At 36.9% G+C, this 19,551-nt stretch carries 20 protein-coding genes; 9 read left to right on the top strand and 11 right to left on the bottom strand.

Going from position 1 to position 19,551, the window contains the following annotated elements:
* Positions 1-21 precede the first annotated feature (21 nt).
* The 3 genes from nusA to ACZZZC_RS23165 form a co-directional block, all read right to left on the bottom strand.
* Complete coding sequence (nusA, locus tag ACZZZC_RS23155) at positions 22-1,266, bottom strand: transcription termination factor NusA (protein ID WP_056851125.1); 1,245 nt, start codon at positions 1,264-1,266, stop codon at positions 22-24.
* A 2-nt stretch (positions 1,267-1,268) separates the two neighbouring features.
* Positions 1,269-1,733 carry a ribosome assembly cofactor RimP gene (gene rimP, locus ACZZZC_RS23160; protein ID WP_463484223.1) on the bottom strand — a complete coding sequence of 155 codons (465 nt, stop codon included), beginning with the start codon at positions 1,731-1,733 and terminating at the stop codon, positions 1,269-1,271.
* 121 nt (positions 1,734-1,854) lie between these two features.
* Positions 1,855-2,286, bottom strand: coding sequence for a hypothetical protein (locus ACZZZC_RS23165; protein ID WP_463484224.1), 432 nt, complete (start codon positions 2,284-2,286; stop codon positions 1,855-1,857).
* Positions 2,287-2,303: 17 nt separating this feature from the next.
* On the opposite strand from ACZZZC_RS23165, the gene ACZZZC_RS23170 reads away from it, so the two are divergent.
* Positions 2,304-2,648 (top strand): phage holin family protein, encoded by a 345-nt coding sequence (locus tag ACZZZC_RS23170; protein ID WP_463484225.1) that lies wholly within the window; start codon positions 2,304-2,306, stop codon positions 2,646-2,648.
* A 66-nt stretch (positions 2,649-2,714) separates the two neighbouring features.
* On the opposite strand, the gene ACZZZC_RS23175 is transcribed toward ACZZZC_RS23170, so the two are convergent.
* The 4 genes from ACZZZC_RS23175 to panC all read right to left on the bottom strand — a co-directional run bounded on the left by ACZZZC_RS23175 (position 2,715) and on the right by panC (position 6,364).
* Positions 2,715-3,854 carry an acyl-CoA dehydrogenase gene (locus ACZZZC_RS23175; RefSeq protein ID WP_463484226.1) on the bottom strand — a complete coding sequence of 380 codons (1,140 nt, stop codon included), beginning with the start codon at positions 3,852-3,854 and terminating at the stop codon, positions 2,715-2,717.
* A 179-nt stretch (positions 3,855-4,033) separates the two neighbouring features.
* On the bottom strand, positions 4,034-5,017 hold the full coding sequence (locus tag ACZZZC_RS23180; RefSeq protein ID WP_463484227.1) for a lysylphosphatidylglycerol synthase transmembrane domain-containing protein: 984 nt from the start codon (positions 5,015-5,017) through the stop codon (positions 4,034-4,036).
* A gap of 4 nt (positions 5,018-5,021) precedes the next feature.
* Complete coding sequence (gene panD / locus ACZZZC_RS23185; RefSeq protein WP_463484228.1) at positions 5,022-5,372, bottom strand: aspartate 1-decarboxylase; 351 nt, start codon at positions 5,370-5,372, stop codon at positions 5,022-5,024.
* Positions 5,373-5,518: 146 nt separating this feature from the next.
* Positions 5,519-6,364: a pantoate--beta-alanine ligase gene (gene panC / locus ACZZZC_RS23190; protein ID WP_463484229.1), complete on the bottom strand. Its 846-nt coding sequence runs from the start codon at positions 6,362-6,364 to the stop codon at positions 5,519-5,521.
* A 149-nt stretch (positions 6,365-6,513) separates the two neighbouring features.
* On the opposite strand from panC, the gene ACZZZC_RS23195 reads away from it, so the two are divergent.
* The 3 genes from ACZZZC_RS23195 (at position 6,514) to glmS (ending at position 10,737) form a co-directional block, all read left to right on the top strand.
* Positions 6,514-7,338, top strand: coding sequence for a glycogen/starch synthase (locus ACZZZC_RS23195; RefSeq protein WP_463484230.1), 825 nt, complete (start codon positions 6,514-6,516; stop codon positions 7,336-7,338).
* A 24-nt stretch (positions 7,339-7,362) separates the two neighbouring features.
* Positions 7,363-8,763 (top strand): DUF4270 domain-containing protein, encoded by a 1,401-nt coding sequence (locus ACZZZC_RS23200; protein ID WP_463484231.1) that lies wholly within the window; start codon positions 7,363-7,365, stop codon positions 8,761-8,763.
* Between the two features lie 135 nt (positions 8,764-8,898).
* Complete coding sequence (gene glmS / locus ACZZZC_RS23205) at positions 8,899-10,737, top strand: glutamine--fructose-6-phosphate transaminase (isomerizing) (RefSeq protein WP_463484232.1); 1,839 nt, start codon at positions 8,899-8,901, stop codon at positions 10,735-10,737.
* A 34-nt stretch (positions 10,738-10,771) separates the two neighbouring features.
* On the opposite strand, the gene ACZZZC_RS23210 is transcribed toward glmS, so the two are convergent.
* From ACZZZC_RS23210 to mutY, 3 genes are all read right to left on the bottom strand, one after another.
* Entirely contained in the window at positions 10,772-11,032 is a 261-nt protein-coding gene (locus ACZZZC_RS23210; RefSeq protein WP_463488217.1) for a hypothetical protein, read from the bottom strand.
* A 314-nt stretch (positions 11,033-11,346) separates the two neighbouring features.
* Positions 11,347-11,784, bottom strand: coding sequence for a single-stranded DNA-binding protein (locus ACZZZC_RS23215; RefSeq protein ID WP_056851136.1), 438 nt, complete (start codon positions 11,782-11,784; stop codon positions 11,347-11,349).
* A 62-nt stretch (positions 11,785-11,846) separates the two neighbouring features.
* Positions 11,847-12,899: an A/G-specific adenine glycosylase gene (gene mutY, locus ACZZZC_RS23220; protein ID WP_463484233.1), complete on the bottom strand. Its 1,053-nt coding sequence runs from the start codon at positions 12,897-12,899 to the stop codon at positions 11,847-11,849.
* A 167-nt stretch (positions 12,900-13,066) separates the two neighbouring features.
* Here mutY and ACZZZC_RS23225 point away from each other — a divergent pair, with 167 nt between their 5' ends.
* The 5 genes from ACZZZC_RS23225 (at position 13,067) to ACZZZC_RS23245 (ending at position 18,388) form a co-directional block, all read left to right on the top strand.
* Positions 13,067-13,369, top strand: a complete 303-nt coding sequence (locus ACZZZC_RS23225; protein WP_010601128.1) for an HU family DNA-binding protein — start codon at positions 13,067-13,069, stop codon at positions 13,367-13,369.
* Positions 13,370-13,379: 10 nt separating this feature from the next.
* Positions 13,380-14,258 (top strand): tetratricopeptide repeat protein, encoded by an 879-nt coding sequence (locus ACZZZC_RS23230; RefSeq protein WP_463488218.1) that lies wholly within the window; start codon positions 13,380-13,382, stop codon positions 14,256-14,258.
* A 281-nt stretch (positions 14,259-14,539) separates the two neighbouring features.
* Positions 14,540-16,090, top strand: a complete 1,551-nt coding sequence (locus tag ACZZZC_RS23235) for an Rne/Rng family ribonuclease (protein ID WP_056851139.1) — start codon at positions 14,540-14,542, stop codon at positions 16,088-16,090.
* A 115-nt stretch (positions 16,091-16,205) separates the two neighbouring features.
* On the top strand, positions 16,206-17,582 hold the full coding sequence (gene radA, locus ACZZZC_RS23240) for a DNA repair protein RadA (protein WP_463484235.1): 1,377 nt from the start codon (positions 16,206-16,208) through the stop codon (positions 17,580-17,582).
* A gap of 341 nt (positions 17,583-17,923) precedes the next feature.
* Positions 17,924-18,388, top strand: coding sequence for a DUF4920 domain-containing protein (locus ACZZZC_RS23245; protein ID WP_056851141.1), 465 nt, complete (start codon positions 17,924-17,926; stop codon positions 18,386-18,388).
* Positions 18,389-18,482: 94 nt separating this feature from the next.
* Here the strand turns inward: ACZZZC_RS23245 and ACZZZC_RS23250 are convergent, their stop codons facing one another.
* Positions 18,483-19,547 (bottom strand): branched-chain amino acid aminotransferase, encoded by a 1,065-nt coding sequence (locus ACZZZC_RS23250; protein ID WP_463484236.1) that lies wholly within the window; start codon positions 19,545-19,547, stop codon positions 18,483-18,485.
* Positions 19,548-19,551: the final 4 nt, after the last annotated feature.

A 19,551-nucleotide genomic window follows, 5' to 3' on the forward strand; every position in this document is an offset into this window, starting at 1 on the left:
TTTATTTGGCAATTACACCACTTATTCAAATTCTGACTGTAAAATCTGAACCACTTCTTTAATGGTTTCTTCTTCTAAGTCGGTGCGTTTTACCAAATCTTCTACTGTTAGTGCTAACACACTTTTAGCAGTATCGCAACCGATAGCCTTTAATTCATCAATGATCCAGCTGTCAATCTCATCTGAGAATTCTTCTAGATCCACATCCTCGTCAGTTTCTTCACCAGCTTCGCGATACACATCAATTTCGTAACCGGTTAATTTACCAGCCAGTTTAATGTTATGTCCGCCACGTCCGATTGCCAATGAAACCTGATCTGGTTTTAAGTAAACCGATGCATGTTTAGTTTCATCATCCAATTTAATGGAAGTGATTTTTGCCGGGCTTAAAGCACGGGTAATGTATAATGAAATGTTATTTGTGAAGTTAATCACATCAATATTTTCGTTTTTCAATTCGCGTACGATACCATGGATACGGGATCCTTTCATACCTACGCAAGCACCTACCGGATCAATACGATCATCGTAAGATTCTACAGCAACTTTAGCACGTTCTCCTGGTTCACGAACAATTTTTTTAACCGTAATTAAACCGTCGAAAATCTCTGGAACTTCCAGTTCGAACAAACGTTGCAAAAATTCTGGTGCTGTTCTCGAAATGATAATTTTTGGATTTGCGTTGATCATTTCCACTTTTGAGATTACCGCTCTTACAGAATCACCTTTTTTGAAATAATCTGCAGGAATCTGCTCTGTTTTAGGCATTAAAAGTTCATTACCTTCATCATCTAAAACCAAAGTTTCTTTTTTCCAAACCTGATAAACCTCGCCGGTGATAATTTCACCTACACGATCTTTATATTTTTTGAAGATTTCGTCTTTCTCTAACTCCAATACTTTAGAAACCAAAGTTTGACGGGCAGCTAAAATCGCTCTGCGACCAAAACTCTCTAAAGTAATTTGCTCGATATAATCATCACCAACCTCTAAAGTACTGTCTAATTTAGAAACCTCTGCAAGTTCAATCTCCAGATCGTCATCTTCAGAAAACCCATCCTCCATTACCTTTCTCGTTCTCCAGATTTCCAAATCCCCGTTGTCCGGATTCACAATTACGTCACAGTTTTCGTCTGTTCCGTATTTTTTACGCAACATACTACGGAAAACTTCTTCCAACACACTAATCACCGTAGGGCGATCTATATTTTTAAAATCCTTAAACTCCTGAAAAGAGTCGATCAAATTAATTGTTGTAGTACTCATTTTTATTTAAATGAAATTAACACACTTGTTTCTAATATATCATTAAACGGCACTTCTGTTTCTACGGTAGCCGCTTTTTTCCCTTTTTCTTTAACCGATTCTTCAATGATTAGGTTATTTTCTGTAACCGATAAAAGCTTTCCTTCTTTTTTAAGTCCACCGTTTAATTTAATACTTAAAGTGCGTCCAATATTTTTAACATATTGGCGATTTAACTTCAAAGGCTCGCCAACACCTGGCGAAGAAACTTCTAAATTATAAGCTTGCTCGATTACGTTTTCTTCTTCTAAATGAAAACCAACATGCCTGCTTATGGCTACACAATCCTGTATGCTAATACCTTCGTCACCATCAACATGAATAATTAATTTATTGTTTGGCAACATTTTCACCTCAACCAAAAAAAGCTCTGGCCGATCTGCAATTTTTTCCTCTACAAGGGCTGCAACTCTCTTTTCTACCTGCATATTTTAACCTGATTTCATAGAAAAAGGGGACACGGTCCCCTTCTCTTTTCTTCGATTACGATGCAAATGTAAGAAAATTATATGTAAAATCAAACACTGCGTTTAATTATTCTGCTGATTCTTACCGCTTAAGTAGTTCTTTTTGTGGTTGTAGATTATAATTGGCCTTGCCAGTAATTAATTTTCCAGCATTGCCAAATTTTACATCAATATAACTCTCTACAATGTAGGCGCTACCTTTGGTAAAAGGCTCCCCGGGTATAAAAACAAGGGAGTCTCCTGCGAATTTAAATTTCCCCGAGACCAGAATATCATCTTGTAAACTATCCAATTCTTCAGCTTGTTTGAACACAGATACCAACTTATTCGAATCGGCATCATTTAAATATGCATTTCTGACCTGCAGGAGGCTTGTCTCATCAAAATTTTTAATTATAATTGACGTACTATCCCTAGAAAACTTAATTGATGGTTTGTTGTTTGTACCAGAACATGAAACAATAAATAATGTTGTTACAACAGTAGCCAAAAATTTAAATAAGCTTTTAAACATTCACAAAATTAAACATTATGAGATTAATTATCGAAATCCTTTTGATGGGATTGGCCTTTTTTATCGGGGCAAAACTGGTGCCTGGGGTTGAGGTATCTGGCTACACAAGTGCGCTTATTGCCGCAATTTTAATAGCTCTGGCAAACGCTACCATTGGTTTTATCTTGAGATTACTAACCTTCCCGATCAACTTTTTAACCTTGGGCTTAGTCTCTTTTATCATTACCGTATTGATGATTCTTTTGGTAGATAGTATGATGACGTCTTTCAACACTTCAGGTTTCCTAGCAGCTGCTTTCTTAGCTATCATTGTTGCATTAATTAAAGCTATTTTCGGCGCAGTAGCAGGAGATAAAGATTAATACCTAGTTTTGAGTCTGTAGTCTTCAGTCGATTTAGACTAAAGACTATAGACTTCGGACTTAGGACTATCTAATTACTTCCCTTGAAATCACCATTTTCTGAATTTCTGAAGTCCCTTCGTAAATCTGGGTAATTTTAGCATCACGCATTAAACGTTCTACGTGATATTCTTTTACAAAACCGTATCCACCATGAACCTGTACCGCTTCAATGGTTACATCCATAGCAACTTTAGAAGCAAATAATTTCGCCATAGAACCTGCCTGCGTGTAAGGCAAACCTTGATCTTTAAGCCACGCCGCTTTATAAACCAGCAATCTTGCGGCTTCAATCTGAGTAGCCATATCTGCTAATTTAAAAGCAATAGCTTGATGTTCTGAAATTGGTTTACCGAAAGATTTACGTTCTTTTGAATATTGAGTAGCCAATTCAAAAGCACCTTGCGCAATACCTAAAGCTTGCGCCGCAATACCAATTCTTCCGCCTTCCAAGGTTTTCATCGCGAACTTGAAACCAAATCCATCTTCCCCTATCCTGTTATCTTTGGGTACTTTAACATCGTTGAACATTAAAGAATGAGTATCCGATCCACGAATCCCCAGTTTATTTTCCTTTGGACCAATTGTAAATCCCTCCATTCCTTTTTCTACGATAAAAGCATTGATTCCTTTATGCCGTAATTCGGGATGGGTTTGCGCAATAACTAGATATGTTGATGCAGTACCACCGTTAGTAATCCAGTTTTTGGTTCCGTTTAACAAGTAATAATCGCCTTTATCTTCGGCAGTTGTTCTTTGAGAGGTAGCATCAGATCCGGCCTCGGGCTCTGATAAACAGAAAGCGCCGATTTTTTCTCCTGCAGCCAAAGGCTTCAAATATTTTTCCTTTTGTTCTTCATTTGCATATGCCTCCAAACCGTAACAAACCAACGAATTGTTTACAGAAACCACTACAGATGCAGAAGCATCAATCTTCGAAAGCTCTTCCATCACCAACACATAAGAGATGGCATCAAGTCCGCTTCCGTTATATTTTTCACTCACCATCATCCCTAAAAAACCAAGTTCTCCTAGTTTTTTAACTTGTTCGGCAGGAAATTTTTGATGTTCATCTCTTTCGATTACACCAGGCTTCAATTCTTGCTGCGCAAAATCGCGGGCTGCCTGCTGGATCATTAACTGTTCTTCACTTAATTCGAAATGCATAACATTTATGTATAAAAGGTTAGTAAACAAATGTAACATTTCAAATTAGAATTACTATGGCTGCATAGTAATATTTTTAACAATTTACATCTGCCGGGTTTTGCGTTAAGGATGGAAGCGGCATCCCCCGATTTTTCATCGGGGATACAGCGGACAGCGTGTAAAAACGCCCAAATAATTTATTTGATTTTGGCTTTCTTACTTAAAACAATAAATAAACTAATGCTTCCAAGAAAAAGAATAAGTAGAACCTGCGAAGAGTGAATAATGGTTGCATAAGCTAAGCCATCTTTAAATGATATGCCGTATAATACTAATGCTTGGGCAACAACCCAATGAAAAACGCCGATTCCACCCTGCACCGGTGCGGCCATGGCAAACCCCGAAAATACAACTGCTGTAAAGGCGGCGTCAAAATACAACCCGGATGTAGATGGAATAGCCGAGAATGCAAAATACATAGACAATAAGTAAAACGTCCAAATACCAAGCGTGTAAACCAGGAACAAATCTTTTTGCTTCAATTTTTTGTACGAACCGAAGCCTTGGCGAAGATTTACAAAAATCCGCAGCAGCTTTTTGCTAAACTTTTGCCGAAGAAAATAGATGGAAATAAAAACAACACCAACCAATAAAATGGCTATGCCTATAAGCCAAAGAAAACTTATACTTGAAATTTTATTAAGAAGATTGAGGTAAATGGTATGGTATAAAAATCCGGAAACCAGATCATATTGAAATATGACCATAACTGCAGCTGTGAGCAGAAGCACAAGTACATCGAAAAGCCGCTCGGTTATTACTGTGCCTACTGAAGCAAACATGGGCACACTTTCTACTTTTTGCATCACCGAACAACGCCCGATTTCACCGAAACGAGGCAAGGCTAAATTAGCCAAATAACCAATAATTACAGCGTGATAGGTGTTCCAAAATGTAACATTGAACTGGATGGATTTATAGAGCATTTGCCACCTTAAGGCTCTTAAAACATGTGCTATTAAAACAGAAATAGCAGAGGTAGCAACCCAAAAATAGTTTGCTGTTTTAATCTCCAACCATATTCTCGCTAAATCCTGACCGCGAAATGCTAAGTACAAAACACCCATTCCTATTAAAAACAGGATGATATACTTAAGCGCTGTTTTTAGGTCAAATGTCACAAAGTTATTTTAGCAAATGGTTGTTATCATCAGGAAATACAAGTATCGGATTATATTTTTTAGCCTCTTCAATTGGGAGAGCGCCATAAGACATTATGATTAGTACATCACCTAATTGGGCCAAACGAGCTGTTGCACCGTTTAAACAAATGGTTCCGGTACCGCGTTCGCCTTTTATTACGTAAGTTTCAAATCGAGCTCCGTTATTATTATTTACAATCTGCACCTTTTCATTGGCAATAATGTTAGCTGCATCCATTAAATCTTCATCAATCGTAATACTACCAACGTAATTTAATTCGGCCTGCGTTACTTTAACACGGTGTATTTTCGATTTTAATATTGTGATAATCATTTGGCAAAGTTAGTAATCAGTTTGGAGTTTTTAGGTACAAGTCTGGAGTTTCAAATCCTTGAATCCAAAAATGAATTTAAAATTAGAAAGTCAAAGAACATCATCCAATGTTATAGACTCAGTTACTCTTACTTATACACCTTCCCTTATTTGATTATCATATTATCGATTAGCCTTGTTGTACCTACTTTGGCGGCCACCAATGCAACAAGGTTCGTTTCGTTTTTCAATTTTGCCGGTTCTAACGTATCGCCATTCGCAATGGTAAAATAATCTAATTCGACCCCATTAAGGTTTTGATAAAATAATTTCGCCCTATTTTCGAGTTCCATTAACGAAAGCTTTTCAAAATTATCGATCACAAATTGCAACGATTTACTCAACACTAAAGAATTTTCACGATCGATAGCCGTTAAGTGGATATTGCGGCTACTCATGGCAAGCCCGTCCTCTTCGCGAATGATCGGGCAAGTGATGAGAGTAATGGGTAAATTGAAATGAGCCACCATATTTTTGATCATGAGCACTTGTTGAAAATCTTTTTGCCCGAACATGGCTACATCGGGTTCAACAGCATCAAAAAGTTTCTTCACAATTTGAGTTACGCCTTGATAGTGACCTTTTCTAAAAGCACCCTCTAATAAAAACTCTGCATTCCCTAAATCAATATGCCAGTTTTCATCAGCACCTTGCGGATACATTTCTTCTACGTTGGGCATAAAAACACCATGGCAACCCGCCTGGTTCAACATAGCTAAATCATGTTCTATGGGGCGAGGATATTTCTCTAAATCCTTTGGATCAGTAAATTGGGTAGGGTTTACAAAAATGCTACAGATAATGATGTCGGCATTTTCTTTGGCTAAATCAATTAAAGAAATATGGCCATTGTGCAAAGCACCCATTGTAGGCACAAGTGCTATTTTTTTACCCGATGCTTTTAAAGGATTTAAGAAAGCCTTAAGCGCTGATTTGGTTTTAAATATTTCCAATTGGACAATCTAAGTTAAAGCAGTAAAGGTGTAAAATAATCTAAACGAAACCAAACAAATGCTTGCCTATATTGATAAATAGTATTATTATGCTTACCTTTGCAGCTCATTATCTTTTATTTAACTTAATATTTTCTTAGAATATGGAGATGGCAAAAACGAAGCTGCTGATTGTTACACACGAGATGTCGCCTTTCCTCGAGCTTACTAAAATTTCTGAAATCACACGTCAATTACCACAGGCGATGCAAGAAAAAGGATTCGAAATCCGCATCTTGATGCCAAAGTTCGGTAACATCAACGAAAGAAGAAATCGTTTACACGAAGTAATCCGCTTATCGGGAATGAACATCATTATTGATGACAACGATAACCCCTTAATTATTAAAGTAGCATCCATCCCAGCTGCACGCATGCAGGTTTATTTCTTAGACAACGAAGAGTATTTCCAACGCAAACAAGTATTTAGAGATGCAAGTGGAAAATTCTTTGACGACAATGATGAACGTACAATTTTCTTTTGCAAAGGCGCTTTAGAAACCGTTAAAAAATTAGGTTGGGCTCCTGATATCGTTCATTGCCACGGCTGGATGAGTTCTTTAGTTCCTGCTTACATTAAAACTACTTACAAAAACGACCCAACGTTTAAAAATTCTAAAGTTGTTTACTCGGTTTATGAGGATTCATTTGAAGAAAAATTGAACGCTAATTTTGCTAAGAAAGCAGTAATGGCTAACATGACTGACGAGGATACAAAAGCTTTCTTACCTTCTGATTGTAATAGCATGCACATCGGGGCTATAACTCACTCTGATGCAGTAGTATTAGCAGATGAAAACTTAGATGCAGCTGTGTTAAAATTTGTTAAAGATTCTAATAAGCCAACATTAGCTTTTAACTTAACCGAGAATTTTGAAAACTTCTATAATTTTTATGAAGAAATTTCAAATGACGAATTGGTTTCTCTTGCTTAATTAAGGTATTATTATTATTTAAATATGAAATTTACAAAACAAGACTTATTAACCCTGTTGATAGGTCTTTTTCTTTTTGCATCGTGTAAAAACCCTGATGGTGTGGGTTTAGATGTGGATCCTAGCACTGCTATTACAGGAACATTGGTCAATAATGAGCCGATCAAATCGCAAACTATTAAAGAAGGCGATGTGAATACATCAGGCTTAACGGGCTATCCCTTAGGATACATGGTTGATCCTATTTTTGGCAAGACGGAATCTAGTGTTGCAATGACTGTTGTTCCTGATGTTTTGAGTAAAGATTTTGGAACAACACCAGTATTAGATTCTGCAATCTTGGTGTTAAACCTTGGAAGCCAGTTTTACGGAGATACAGCAACTACTAAATATAGTATTGATGTTTATCAGTTAACTAATAAAATCACTAAATACAAGAGTTCGGATGTGCAGGCACATAATGCTCAATTGTTAGGTAATTTTAACAGTAAAATTTTTCCAAAAACAAAAATCAAAGTATTTGATATTATTGCAGGAAAGGCAGATACTTTAAAAACTGTACCCGCACAAATCAGGATTAAACTGGATAAAGATTTTATACAATCTACGATCTTGAACCTGGCTTCTGCTGCAACATCAACTGAAGCTAAGTTTGTAGACTATTTCAAAGGTTTATATGCTGAGGTAAACAAACAAAACACTACAGGTTCTGGTGGCGTAGCTTTTTTAAACTTTGCAAGCACAAGTTCGTATCTGCAATTGGTTTATAAAAAAACAAATACCTCAAATGGCAAAGATACAGTATCCGTGAATTTCCCTTTAGCGGCAACTAACGCCGCAGCTAATATCAAACATGATTATACCGGTACTGATGTAGCTACACAATTGCTTCCGGCAAATGCAAATACGCAGTACAACGTGACTTACCTACAAGGTTTAGCGGGCTTAAAAACGAAGATTTCTTTCCCAACACTTGCTAACTTTACCAATACTTATGGCAAAGCGCTGGTAAATAAAGCAGAGTTGGTTATTGATTTAAGCGCTGGTACTTTTGCCAATCCATTTGCACCTGCGCAACGGCTTTCACTTTACCGTTGGGATATTGCAGAGCAACCTACATTTTTACCAGATAATAATCCTAATGATCCCCGCTCATCTATTACCGGGCCTTACTTTGATGGATATTTTGATTCATTAAAAAATAGATATGTGTTTATTGTAACATCATATGTGCAAGATCTTATCGATAAAAAATTAACTGATTACGGTACATTCTTGGCGCCAACATCATTGGTAACACCTACATCACCAACAAATGCCTATGTTTTGCCCGATGTTACATCAGCAGGCAGAGCGGTAATTGGATCTGCAGGAAACGCCACTAATAAAATCAAACTCAATATTTATTATACCAAAATAAATTAAGAAATTCAAATTATTCTTGAAGCCTTGACCATTATCATGGTCAAGGCTTTTTTTTTGCGATGTAAATTTTTGTTTACAATACAAAACAAACGTTTGTTTTGTATATTCGTCCGATTAATTATATCTCAAATTTTTATGTGTGGAATAGTAGGATACATAGGCTATAGGGAAGCTTGGCCAATAGTACTTAAAGGATTAAAAAGACTAGAATATCGCGGTTACGATAGCGCAGGTATTGCCCTGATGAATGAAGGTGGTCAGCATATTTATAAAAAAGCAGGAAAAGTAGCCGTACTTGAAGAGTTTGCTGAAAGTCAGGATCGTTCTGGATCCATTGGTATGGGCCATACCAGATGGGCAACCCACGGCGTTCCCTCTGATCGTAATTCTCATCCACATACGTCAAACAACCAGAAATTATCTATTATCCACAATGGCATTATTGAGAACTATGCTACTTTGAAAGAAGAACTAGTTGCCCGTGGACATGAGTTTAATAGTGATACTGATACAGAAGTACTGATTCACCTGATTGAAGAAATTCAAAAAATTGAGCAGATTGATTTGTTGGAAGCTGTACGTTTGGCTTTGCATGAAGTAAGTGGCGCTTACGCTATTGTAATCATGGATAAAGAGAATCCAGACCGCTTAATCGCAGCTAGAAAAGGAAGCCCGATGGTAATCGGTGTAGGTAAAGGTGAATATTTTATTGCTTCTGATGCTACTCCAATCATAGAATATACAAAAAATGTTATCTACCTGAAGGATAACGAAATTGCTTTGATCACTAAAAATGATCTTTTAGTTAAGCAATTGGACAATGTAGTACAAACGCCTCTTATTCAAGAGTTAGAGCTTAAGTTAGAAATGCTTGAAAAAGGCGGCTTTGACCATTTCATGCTAAAAGAAATATACGAGCAACCTAGATCTATTAAAGATTGTATGCGTGGGCGTATTTATCCGGAAGAAGGAAAGGTTCAATTAGGCGGGATAAAAGAATTTGCGGAGAAATTAAAAAATATAGACCGAATCATCATCGTAGCATGTGGTACTTCTTGGCATGCTGGTTTGGTTGGGGAATATTTGATTGAAGAATACGCCCGGATCCCTGTTGAAGTTGAATATGCTTCCGAATTTAGGTATCGCAACCCAATCATTTCGGAGAAAGATGTAGTAATTGCCATTTCGCAATCTGGCGAAACAGCAGATACCATGGCAGCCATTGAAATGGCTAAAGAACGTGGAGCTACTATTTTCGGTATTTGCAATGTTGCCGGAGCCTCAATTCCAAGACTATCACATGCTGGTGTTTATACTCACGCCGGACCAGAGATTGGTGTAGCATCAACTAAAGCTTTTACGGCCCAGGTTACTGTACTTACGCTGATGGCTTTTTACATGGCGCAACAGAAAGGCACAATTACCACTTCGAAAATGATCGAGCTACTTACCGAGCTTGATAATATTCCAGAGAAAATCCAAAAAGCCCTTGAATCTAACGATATTATCAAACAAGTGGCGGAAAAAATAAAAGACTCTACTAATTGTCTATTTTTAGGCAGAGGAAGTGGTTTCCCCGTTGCATTAGAAGGTGCGTTAAAGCTTAAAGAAATTTCTTACATCCATGCAGAAGGTTATCCTGCTGCCGAAATGAAGCACGGCCCAATCGCTTTAATAGATGAGGAGATGCCCGTAGTATTTATTGCAACACAAAATTCATCATACGAGAAGGTAATCAGCAATATTCAGGAGGTTAAAGCCAGGAAAGGAAAAGTAATTGCAATAGTAACCGAAGGTGATACTGAAGTAAAGAAAATGGCAGATTATTGTATCGAAATTCCTGATGCGAATGAAGCTTTCTTACCTTTATTGGCCACTATACCTTTACAACTATTATCCTATCATATCGCGGTAATGAGAGGCTGTAACGTAGATCAGCCAAGAAATCTGGCAAAATCAGTTACAGTAGAATAAAATCATTAGACCTGTTCATGAAAACTGAGCAGGTCTAATCATAAAGTTTCTCATATTTCAAGACCTCTTTATTATCCCATTTAATCGTCAAACTTCTATTGTCTAGCTGTACAATCCTACCTTGCCTTTTTAATTTGGGGTGAGCAATAATAATCATGCTATCCCGAATTTCATATTTCGCTAGTTCACTATCTGGATCTACATCATAATAATATTTTTCCCTAATTTCAAATGTATGCTGATTTCTGGAAGAGGATACTGTTTTCCACCTGCCATATATTTTGAAAGGCTTCAAATTTTCAGAAGGGTTTTCTTTGTAGTAACACTTCAGGATGAAGAAAACTCAGTGCTTTTTGATCAATTACAGGCTGTGCACATTCTGCCTTCTAAAAAACAAACAGCACTGCCGTGGCAATATGAATTCGTTTTGCCTTAGCTGGAAAAACAACACTCCAAAAAAATGGGAAAGCAAACAGACCAACAAAATCTGATAGCTTTCCCATAAAGGTATTGTTAAAAGTATATTTGAGATAATAATCGTAATAATTAAAAGTGAAATTGATACAAAAAGCGGATGTACCAATTTACTTTTATTATCCATAAAAAGCTTTAAAAGGGTAAGTCTCCATTTTCATCTGAGGGACCAATGGTAAACTCATCCTGAATCTTAGACTCTGTACTTTGCGGCACGGCGGCAGTAGGACTTTGCTCAAAGTCACTTTTTCGGCCTAACATTGTAAAATTTTCCGCAACAATCTCGGTAACATATTTCTTTACCTTCTCTTTGTCTTCAAAAGAACGTGTTCTGAGTTTCCCTTCAATATAAACCAATTTTCCTTTTTGAAGATATTTTGATGCCACCTCTGCAAGGCCACGCCACAATACAATATTATGCCATTCGGTTTGTTCAACTCTTTTCCCATCCTTGTTATAGGTTTCTGATGTAGCCAAAGGAAAACTGGCTACAGTTACACCGCCATCTAAATGACGTACTTCCGGGTCTTTGCCTAAGTGGCCTACTAAAATAACTTTGTTGATGCCAGACATAAATATTTTGGTTAGTTTTTTTTTATAAATAATAAAATCGCCTCAATGGTTAGTTACTCCATTCATTTCTCCAGAAGATATTCTTTTATAAAATCATGAATAACTTTCGGTTGTGGCAGATCATCCAATTCACTTAAGGAAACCCAATTAAGTTCCTTTTGTTTACTAAAGTTAAATATATAATTTTTTAAAGCAAAAAAACGTAAATGGATAATTTGGTGTGTTAATATATGTTTTTTCGTAGCGATAAATGATACCTCAGCTCCTGATCCAAATGTAGATTTTAGTTTTTCTTCGAAAGAAATGTCTGTCCAAGGGATCTGCTCCTCCATGTCGATGCTGGGAAAATCATACAAATGCTGCCATATATCACCAGCCTGACGTTCTCTGACCAAAATCTTATCATTTGATTGGCAAATAAAATACTCTAAAAAACGATGTTTTTGGGTCGCCTTTTTAATTTTAACAGGTAAAGCATTAACCAGGTTATTTTTTAGCGCATAGCAACTTTGATTTAATGGGCAAACATTACAATTTGGAGATTTCGGCTTGCATTGTATTGCCCCAAATTCCATAATGGCCTGGTTGTACAAAGCAGGATCTTCCTGATACAATAACTCATTGGCCAAAGCAAAAAATGTCTTCTTCCCTGCCGGAGAATTAATCGCTGTACTGATGCCAAAATACCGGGCAAGTACCCTAAATACATTTCCATCAACAACTGCCCTTGCTTCTCCAGATGAAAATGAGGAGATTGCTGCTGCCGTGTACTCACCAATCCCTTTTAACTTTAATAGGTCATCATGCAGGCTTGGGAAGATTCCATTGAAATTATTGACTACAATTTGCGCACTTGCATGCATGTTTCTCCCTCTGGAGTAGTAACCTAATCCTTGCCAAAGCTTCAAAACTTTTGTTTCTGTAGCAGCTGCAAAGTCTTGGACAGTTGGGAAGTTTTCTAAGAATTTATTGAAATATGGTAAGCCTTGTTCAACACGGGTTTGCTGTAGTATAATCTCTGATAACCAGATGGTATAGGCATCTTTTGTATGCCGCCAAGGCAAATCTCTTTTGTTTGATTGATACCAATTTATCAATTCATTTTGGAATGTCATTACTGCAAATTACGGTGTAATTATCGGTTAAAAAAAAAACTTGCAATCGAGTGATAACTTAACTGATAAAAAAATCATCTTTTATTTCCCTATCTCATTAAAAAGCAATACTTTTGCAACCCCAAAACAGTAGTAATATAAAACACAATATATATAAATAAGTAAATATGACTAAGGCAGATATTATTTCAGAAATATCAACAAAAACCGGAATTGAGAAGGTTGATGTACAGGAAACAGTTGAGGCATTTTTCAAGGTTATCAAAACGAGTATGATTGGCGGTGAAAATGTTTATGTAAGAGGCTTCGGAAGCTTTGTTGTTAAAAAGAGAGCGCAAAAAACTGCTAGAAACATCTCTAAAAACACTGCAATAATTATCCCAGAACACTTTGTACCTAGCTTTAAACCAGCAAAAGTTTTTGTTGATAAAGTGAAAAGCAACTCGAAAAAAATTAGTGTAGAAGCCTAAGTCTTAATTTATGAATAGCAGCATAAGATCAAAACAAATCATCATTATTGGAGCAGTTTTATTGCTTGTTGCTTTTTTATTTACCAGAGACATTAAAGGTTTAGTTAAACCAACTGAAGAGAACGGAAAAATGCCTGCAAGCGGCCAGATGGCTGGAGCAGAAAGTTCTTCTACTTCATCTGCACTTAGCATCGAAACTTCTTCTACAGCTGCAAAGAATGTACTAAACAAAAATTTAGCTACTGATATTACCGCATTAGAAAACAGTTACAAAGGCGCTAAAGGAACAGAGAAACTTGATTTCGCAAAACAATTGGCTCAGAAATGGGATGATGTTGAGCAAATCACACCATCAGCACTTTATTTAGAAGTTGTTGCACAAGGCGAACCATCAACTAAAACGTGGTTAGCAGCAGGAAATAAATTTATAAAGGCTTTTGAAAGTACACAAGATAGCTTGGCACAACCAGCATTACTGCAAAAGGCCAATATATCTTACAAAAAAGCATTAGAAACAGATTCTACGAATATAGAAGCAAAAACAGGTTTAGGTGTTACAATAGTAAACGGTTTGGGCGCACCAATGCAAGGTATTGCAATGCTGCTTGAAGTGGTTGCTAAAGAGCCTAAAAATGTTAAGGCCAATATGAACTTAGGAATCTTTTCTATTAAATCAGGTCAGTTTGATAAAGCGATACCACGTTTTAAAACGGTTATTGCAACATCACCAACACCTGAAGCTTACTTTTACTTAGGTACAGCCTTAGAAAATTTAGGCAGAAACAAAGAAGCAGTTGATGCTTACTTAGACAGCAAAAAATTAGCAGCTAACCCAACTCTATCATCATTCATTGATAAGAAAGTGGCTGAACTAAAGAATAAAAATTAATTAACGGATTAATAAAAACATTTAAAACTTAAAACTATGCCAAGCGGTAAAAAAAGAAAAAGACATAAAATGGCTACCCACAAACGTAAAAAACGTTTAAGAAAAAACAGACATAAGAAAAAATAGTTTCTTATTTTGATCAAGCCCTTTAAACCTCATAGTGTAAACTGTGAGGTTTAAAGTATTTATGTGATTTTTTTCTCATGATCAAGGCTAAATCAAAGTTTCTTTCACGTTTACTATCCATTTGTTAATAGGCGAAAGCCTTAAATCTGTAGCTGTTGGTAAAAGAATTAATTATCAATTCGACTCCTGCCGGAGTTACCATAGCGTTGATTGAAGACAAACAACTTGTTGAGCTTCACAAAGAACAAATCAATAATAACTACGCCGTAGGCGATATTTATTTGGGCCGCATTAAAAAAATTATGCCCGGCCTGAATGCTGCTTTCGTAGATGTGGGTTATGAAAAAGATGCTTTCTTGCATTATTTTGATTTGGGCCCTCAGGTGCAATCTTTAATTAAGCTAACTAAGATCAAGCGTAATGGCTCGGTTACAGGCACATTATTAGATAATTTAAAGCTAGAAGCCGATATAAACAAGGCAGGCAAAATTTCTGATGTGCTTTCTAAAAACATGCTCCTTCCGGTACAAATTGCAAAAGAGCCAATTTCTACTAAAGGACCGCGTTTGAGTTCCGACATTTCGATTGCCGGCAGGTATGTGGTACTGGTGCCATTCTCCAATACCATATCTGTATCAAAAAAAATTAAAAGTAATACCGAACGTAATCGTTTAAAAAAGATTATCGAGAGTATTAAGCCTCAAAATTTTGGGGTAATTATCAGAACCGTTTCTGAAGGCCGTGGAGTTGCCGAAATGCAAAAAGATCTTTTGGATTTGATTGCTAAATGGGAAAACTTTATAAAAAAGGTACCTTCAACAGAGCCCTCAAAGCGAGTTTGGGGCGAAATGGACAGATCTTCTACGTTAATTCGTGATATTCTGAATCCTGATTTTACAAACGTTTACGTAAGCACACCAGAGCTTTTCGACGATATTCGTTCTTATGTACATGATATTTCTCCAGAAATGGAAAAAATCGTGAAGCTTTATAAGCAGAAAGAACCTATGTTCGATCACTTTGGGATAGAAAAGCAAATTAAAAATGCTTTCGGAAAAACAGTAAACCTACCGGGTGGAGCCTACTTAGTTGTAGAACATACCGAAGCACTTCACGTAATAGATGTGAACAGTGGAAACCGTACTGCCAGTAAAGAAAATCAAGAGGAAAATGCTTTACAGGTAAACAAAGAGGCGGCTAAAGAAATTGCCCGTCAATTGCGCTTGCGTGATATGGGCGGCATTGTGGTAATCGATTTTATCGATATGCACAAGCCTACAAACCGTAAAATGCTATTCGATTATTTGCGTGAGCTGATGTTATTGGATAGAGCGAAACACACCATTTTACCTCCAAGTAAATTTGGTTTGGTTCAAATCACCAGACAACGTGTTCGTCCGGAGATGAATATTGTTACGGTAGAAAAATGTCCAGCCTGTGGAGGTACTGGAGAAATTAAGGCGAGTATCGTTTTAATGGATGATATTGAAAATAACCTAAATTATATTTTACGTGAACAGAATGAAAAAGGCGTAACCCTTTGCGTTCATCCTTACATAGAAGCATATATAACGAAAGGGATTTTTAATTTACAGCGACGTTGGTTCTTTAAATATGGCCAGTGGATCAAAGTAAAAGCTCAATCATCGTATTATCTAAACGAATTCCACTTTATCTCATCAAAAGATGAAGAGATAAAATTATAACTCAAAACATTTAATCAAAGCCTGAACTTTAAAAGTTCAGGCTTTTTTGTTTAAAAGTGATTTAGCTTTTGCGGGCTTTAACACTTAAATTCGTAAATCTAAAATCAAAAATCACTTGGCAAAAACTAAAACAGCATACTTCTGTCAGAGCTGCGGCTACGAATCGGCGAAATGGTTGGGTAAATGCCCTTCATGCAACCAATGGAATACCTTTGTAGAAGAAGTTATCGAAAAAAATACAACATCAGTACCCACCTGGAAAACCGAAACCAGCTCAAGAAAATTGAGTAAACCCAGCAAAGTTGATGAGATTGAATCATCCATTGAAAGAAGAATTGCAACTGGTGATAAGGAACTTGACCGCGTTTTAGGCGGTGGTTTGGTAGAAGGTTCATTGGTGCTTATCGGGGGAGAACCTGGAATAGGGAAATCTACTCTGATGCTGCAATTGGCACTGAACCTGAAAGGCAAAAAAATACTCTATATTTCTGGAGAGGAAAGTGAGCAACAAATAAAAATGCGGGCAGAAAGAATTCAAGAAAGTCCGTCTGCTGATTGCTATATCCTAACAGAAACATCTACCCAAAATATTTTTAAACAAATAGAAATTTTGGAGCCAGAAATTTTAGTGGTAGACTCCATCCAAACCCTGCATTCTTCTCACATTGATTCTACTCCAGGAAGTGTATCGCAAGTGAGAGAATGTACTGCAGAGCTTTTACGCTTCGCGAAGGAAACTGGCGTTCCCGTATTTTTAATCGGCCATATTACGAAAGATGGTGCCATTGCCGGACCAAAAATACTCGAACACATGGTTGATACCGTATTGCAATTTGAGGGCGACAGGCATCATGTTTACCGCATCTTACGTTCGATCAAAAATCGTTTTGGAGCCGCAGCTGAACTCGGAATTTACGAAATGCAAGGAAGTGGTTTGAGAGAGGTTTCCAATCCATCAGAAATTCTTCTATCGCAACGAGATGAAGAGCTTAGTGGAATTGCCGTATCTGCAATGTTAGAAGGTGCCAGACCAATGTTGATAGAAACCCAAGCGCTGGTGAGTGCTGCCGCGTACGGAACCCCGCAAAGATCTGCAACTGGCTTTGACACCAAGAGGATGAACATGCTCTTAGCTGTACTTGAAAAACGTTGTGGTTTTAGGCTGAGTACGCAAGATGTATTCTTAAATATCGCTGGCGGAATTAGGGTTGAAGATCCTGCAATCGATTTGGCAGTTTTAATCGCCATCATTTCATCACAACAGGATATTCCAATATCATCTAAAAACTGTTTTGCCGCTGAGGTTGGTTTATCTGGTGAAATAAGAGCGGTAAATAGAATAGAACAACGAATAGCAGAAGCAGATAAATTGGGCTTTGAAACAATTTATATTTCTAAATACAATTTAAAAGGTATTGACATTGCTAAATATAACCTGGAAATTAAGGCAGTAAGCAAAATTGAGGAAGTTTTTGGAATGATATTCGGCTAAATGAACTGGAATTGTTGGGGAATATTTTCTACAAAATTATTTAGATAGTTGAGTTGTTTACCCATTTCCACAGTTGACATTTTTCTGGCACAGCGCCTCAAAAGTCATTAAATATTTGATTATCAACATGATAAGGAATACCTATTTATACATCGGCACTTTGGATTAACATTTGCCTAAGGTAGTATGTTGTACATCATGGGATGTGATCTATAACAATAGGGATGATTTTCCTCGTTAGTGAGAGCTAACGAGGATTTTTTTTGCTTTCGCTATTGAGAAAAATTTTAAATAACTTTGGTTCAGATAGGAAACTGCAACAAATCTTAAAAATTAAAATAATGAAAAAGATCATTTTAAGTCTTGGCTTCTGCTTATTTGCAGCAATCGGCTTTGCACAAACTGCATATACAGGTCAGAAATTTGGCGAAGAAGTTAAGCCTGGCGATGTGAAACCAGCGGCTAAAATGGAAGCTGCCATGGGAGACAAAAAAACTGCCGACATGAAGATTGAAGGTAAAGTTGTTGATGTTTGTAAGAAAAAAGGATGTTGGATGACTTTGCAAATGCCAAACGGCGATCCGATGAGGGTAACCTTTAAAGATTATGCATTCTTCATGCCGATGGATATTGTTGGCAAAAATGTTGTTCTGGATGGTATAGCAAAAAAGCAAACCATTTCGGTAGAAACGCTACGTCACTATGCTGAAGATGCTAAAAAATCGCCGGAAGAAGTTGCTAAAATTACTGACCCTAAAAAGGAATTAGCTTTTGAGGCTAAAGGTGTTGTAATCTTAGATAAATAAGAATAAAGATTAAGGAGCAAAGATTAAAGATCAAGCTTAACAAAAAAGCCTCGAAAATTTAAATTTTCGAGGCTTTTTTTATGCTTAATTAGATTTATAATACCCAGTTCCAACCAAATTCATCTGGCGCTAAGCCATACCGAATATCATTTAACTTCTTAGCTATTCCATTAGAAATATGCCTTGTTGATGGATCTGATAATTGGTAAGTTTCGTCTTTATAACCAATTACACCAACATGAGTAACAGTAGCGGCGGTACCTGCAGCAAAAGCTTCAGTTAAGGTACCATTTTTAATGCCTTCAATCACTTCTGCAACTGATACTCTACGCTCTTCAACTTCAATGCCTGCATCTTTAGCCAATTTAATAATTGTATCGCGTGTAACGCCATCCAATACGGTACTACGAATGGAAGGTGTAACTAACTTTCCATTGATTACAAAAATCAAATTTGCAGTGCCTGCTTCTTCAATATATTCGTGAGTTACCGAATCTGTCCAGATTAATTGATCAAACCCTTCTTTTTTGGCTTGCTCAAAAGGATAAAGTGAGCGGGCATAATTTCCAGCAGTTTTTGCAAATCCAACTCCACCTTCATCCGCACGGGTAAATTCCGTCTCAATTTTAACTTTTAAAGCAGAACTATAATAAGGGCCCGTAGGCGTTGTTAATAAGGCAAACTTGTAAGTATCTGATGCTCTCACGCCTAAATAAGGATCGGTAGCAAACATAACCGGACGAATATAAAGCGCATAATCTTCCTGATTTGGAACCCATTTCTCATCAACATTAATTAAGGCTGCTAATCCCTGCATAAAAATTTCTTCAGGAATAGTAGCCATAGACATTCTCGCTGCAGATTTATTAAAACGCTCAAAGTTTTTGTCGGCACGGAATACACTAATTTTTCCATCGGGTTGGCGATAAGCTTTCAAACCCTCAAAAATCGCCTGGCCATAATGAAGGGCAGAAATTGCAGGACTCATTGGAATAGGTCCGTAAGGAATAATTTGTAAATTTTTCCATTCGCCATCTTCGTAATCGGCGGTAAACATGTGGTCGGTAAAAACTTTACCGAATGGTAATTGAGAAAAATCTGTAACTGTCAAACGAGTTTGATCAGCTTTGGTGATTTTTATATCTAATGTCTCGGTCATAATT

The organism is Pedobacter sp. AC212 (assembly GCF_979258625.1).

What these genes read in the sequence shown, in the direction of transcription:
- nusA (WP_056851125.1), bottom strand. Translation starts at nt 1,266, where the DNA reads ATGAGTACTACAACAATTAATTTGATCGACTCTTTTCAGGAGTTTAAG.
- ACZZZC_RS23230 (WP_463488218.1), top strand. Translation starts at nt 13,380, where the DNA reads ATGAATAGCAGCATAAGATCAAAACAAATCATCATTATTGGAGCAGTT.
- glmS (WP_463484232.1), top strand. Translation starts at nt 8,899, where the DNA reads ATGTGTGGAATAGTAGGATACATAGGCTATAGGGAAGCTTGGCCAATA.
- ACZZZC_RS23175 (WP_463484226.1), bottom strand. Translation starts at nt 3,854, where the DNA reads ATGCATTTCGAATTAAGTGAAGAACAGTTAATGATCCAGCAGGCAGCC.
- ACZZZC_RS23250 (WP_463484236.1), bottom strand. Translation starts at nt 19,547, where the DNA reads ATGACCGAGACATTAGATATAAAAATCACCAAAGCTGATCAAACTCGT.
- ACZZZC_RS23225 (WP_010601128.1), top strand. Translation starts at nt 13,067, where the DNA reads ATGACTAAGGCAGATATTATTTCAGAAATATCAACAAAAACCGGAATT.
- ACZZZC_RS23200 (WP_463484231.1), top strand. Translation starts at nt 7,363, where the DNA reads ATGAAATTTACAAAACAAGACTTATTAACCCTGTTGATAGGTCTTTTT.
- mutY (WP_463484233.1), bottom strand. Translation starts at nt 12,899, where the DNA reads ATGACATTCCAAAATGAATTGATAAATTGGTATCAATCAAACAAAAGA.
- panD (WP_463484228.1), bottom strand. Translation starts at nt 5,372, where the DNA reads ATGATTATCACAATATTAAAATCGAAAATACACCGTGTTAAAGTAACG.
- ACZZZC_RS23245 (WP_056851141.1), top strand. Translation starts at nt 17,924, where the DNA reads ATGAAAAAGATCATTTTAAGTCTTGGCTTCTGCTTATTTGCAGCAATC.
- ACZZZC_RS23170 (WP_463484225.1), top strand. Translation starts at nt 2,304, where the DNA reads ATGAGATTAATTATCGAAATCCTTTTGATGGGATTGGCCTTTTTTATC.
- ACZZZC_RS23165 (WP_463484224.1), bottom strand. Translation starts at nt 2,286, where the DNA reads ATGTTTAAAAGCTTATTTAAATTTTTGGCTACTGTTGTAACAACATTA.
- rimP (WP_463484223.1), bottom strand. Translation starts at nt 1,733, where the DNA reads ATGCAGGTAGAAAAGAGAGTTGCAGCCCTTGTAGAGGAAAAAATTGCA.
- ACZZZC_RS23195 (WP_463484230.1), top strand. Translation starts at nt 6,514, where the DNA reads ATGGCAAAAACGAAGCTGCTGATTGTTACACACGAGATGTCGCCTTTC.
- ACZZZC_RS23215 (WP_056851136.1), bottom strand. Translation starts at nt 11,784, where the DNA reads ATGTCTGGCATCAACAAAGTTATTTTAGTAGGCCACTTAGGCAAAGAC.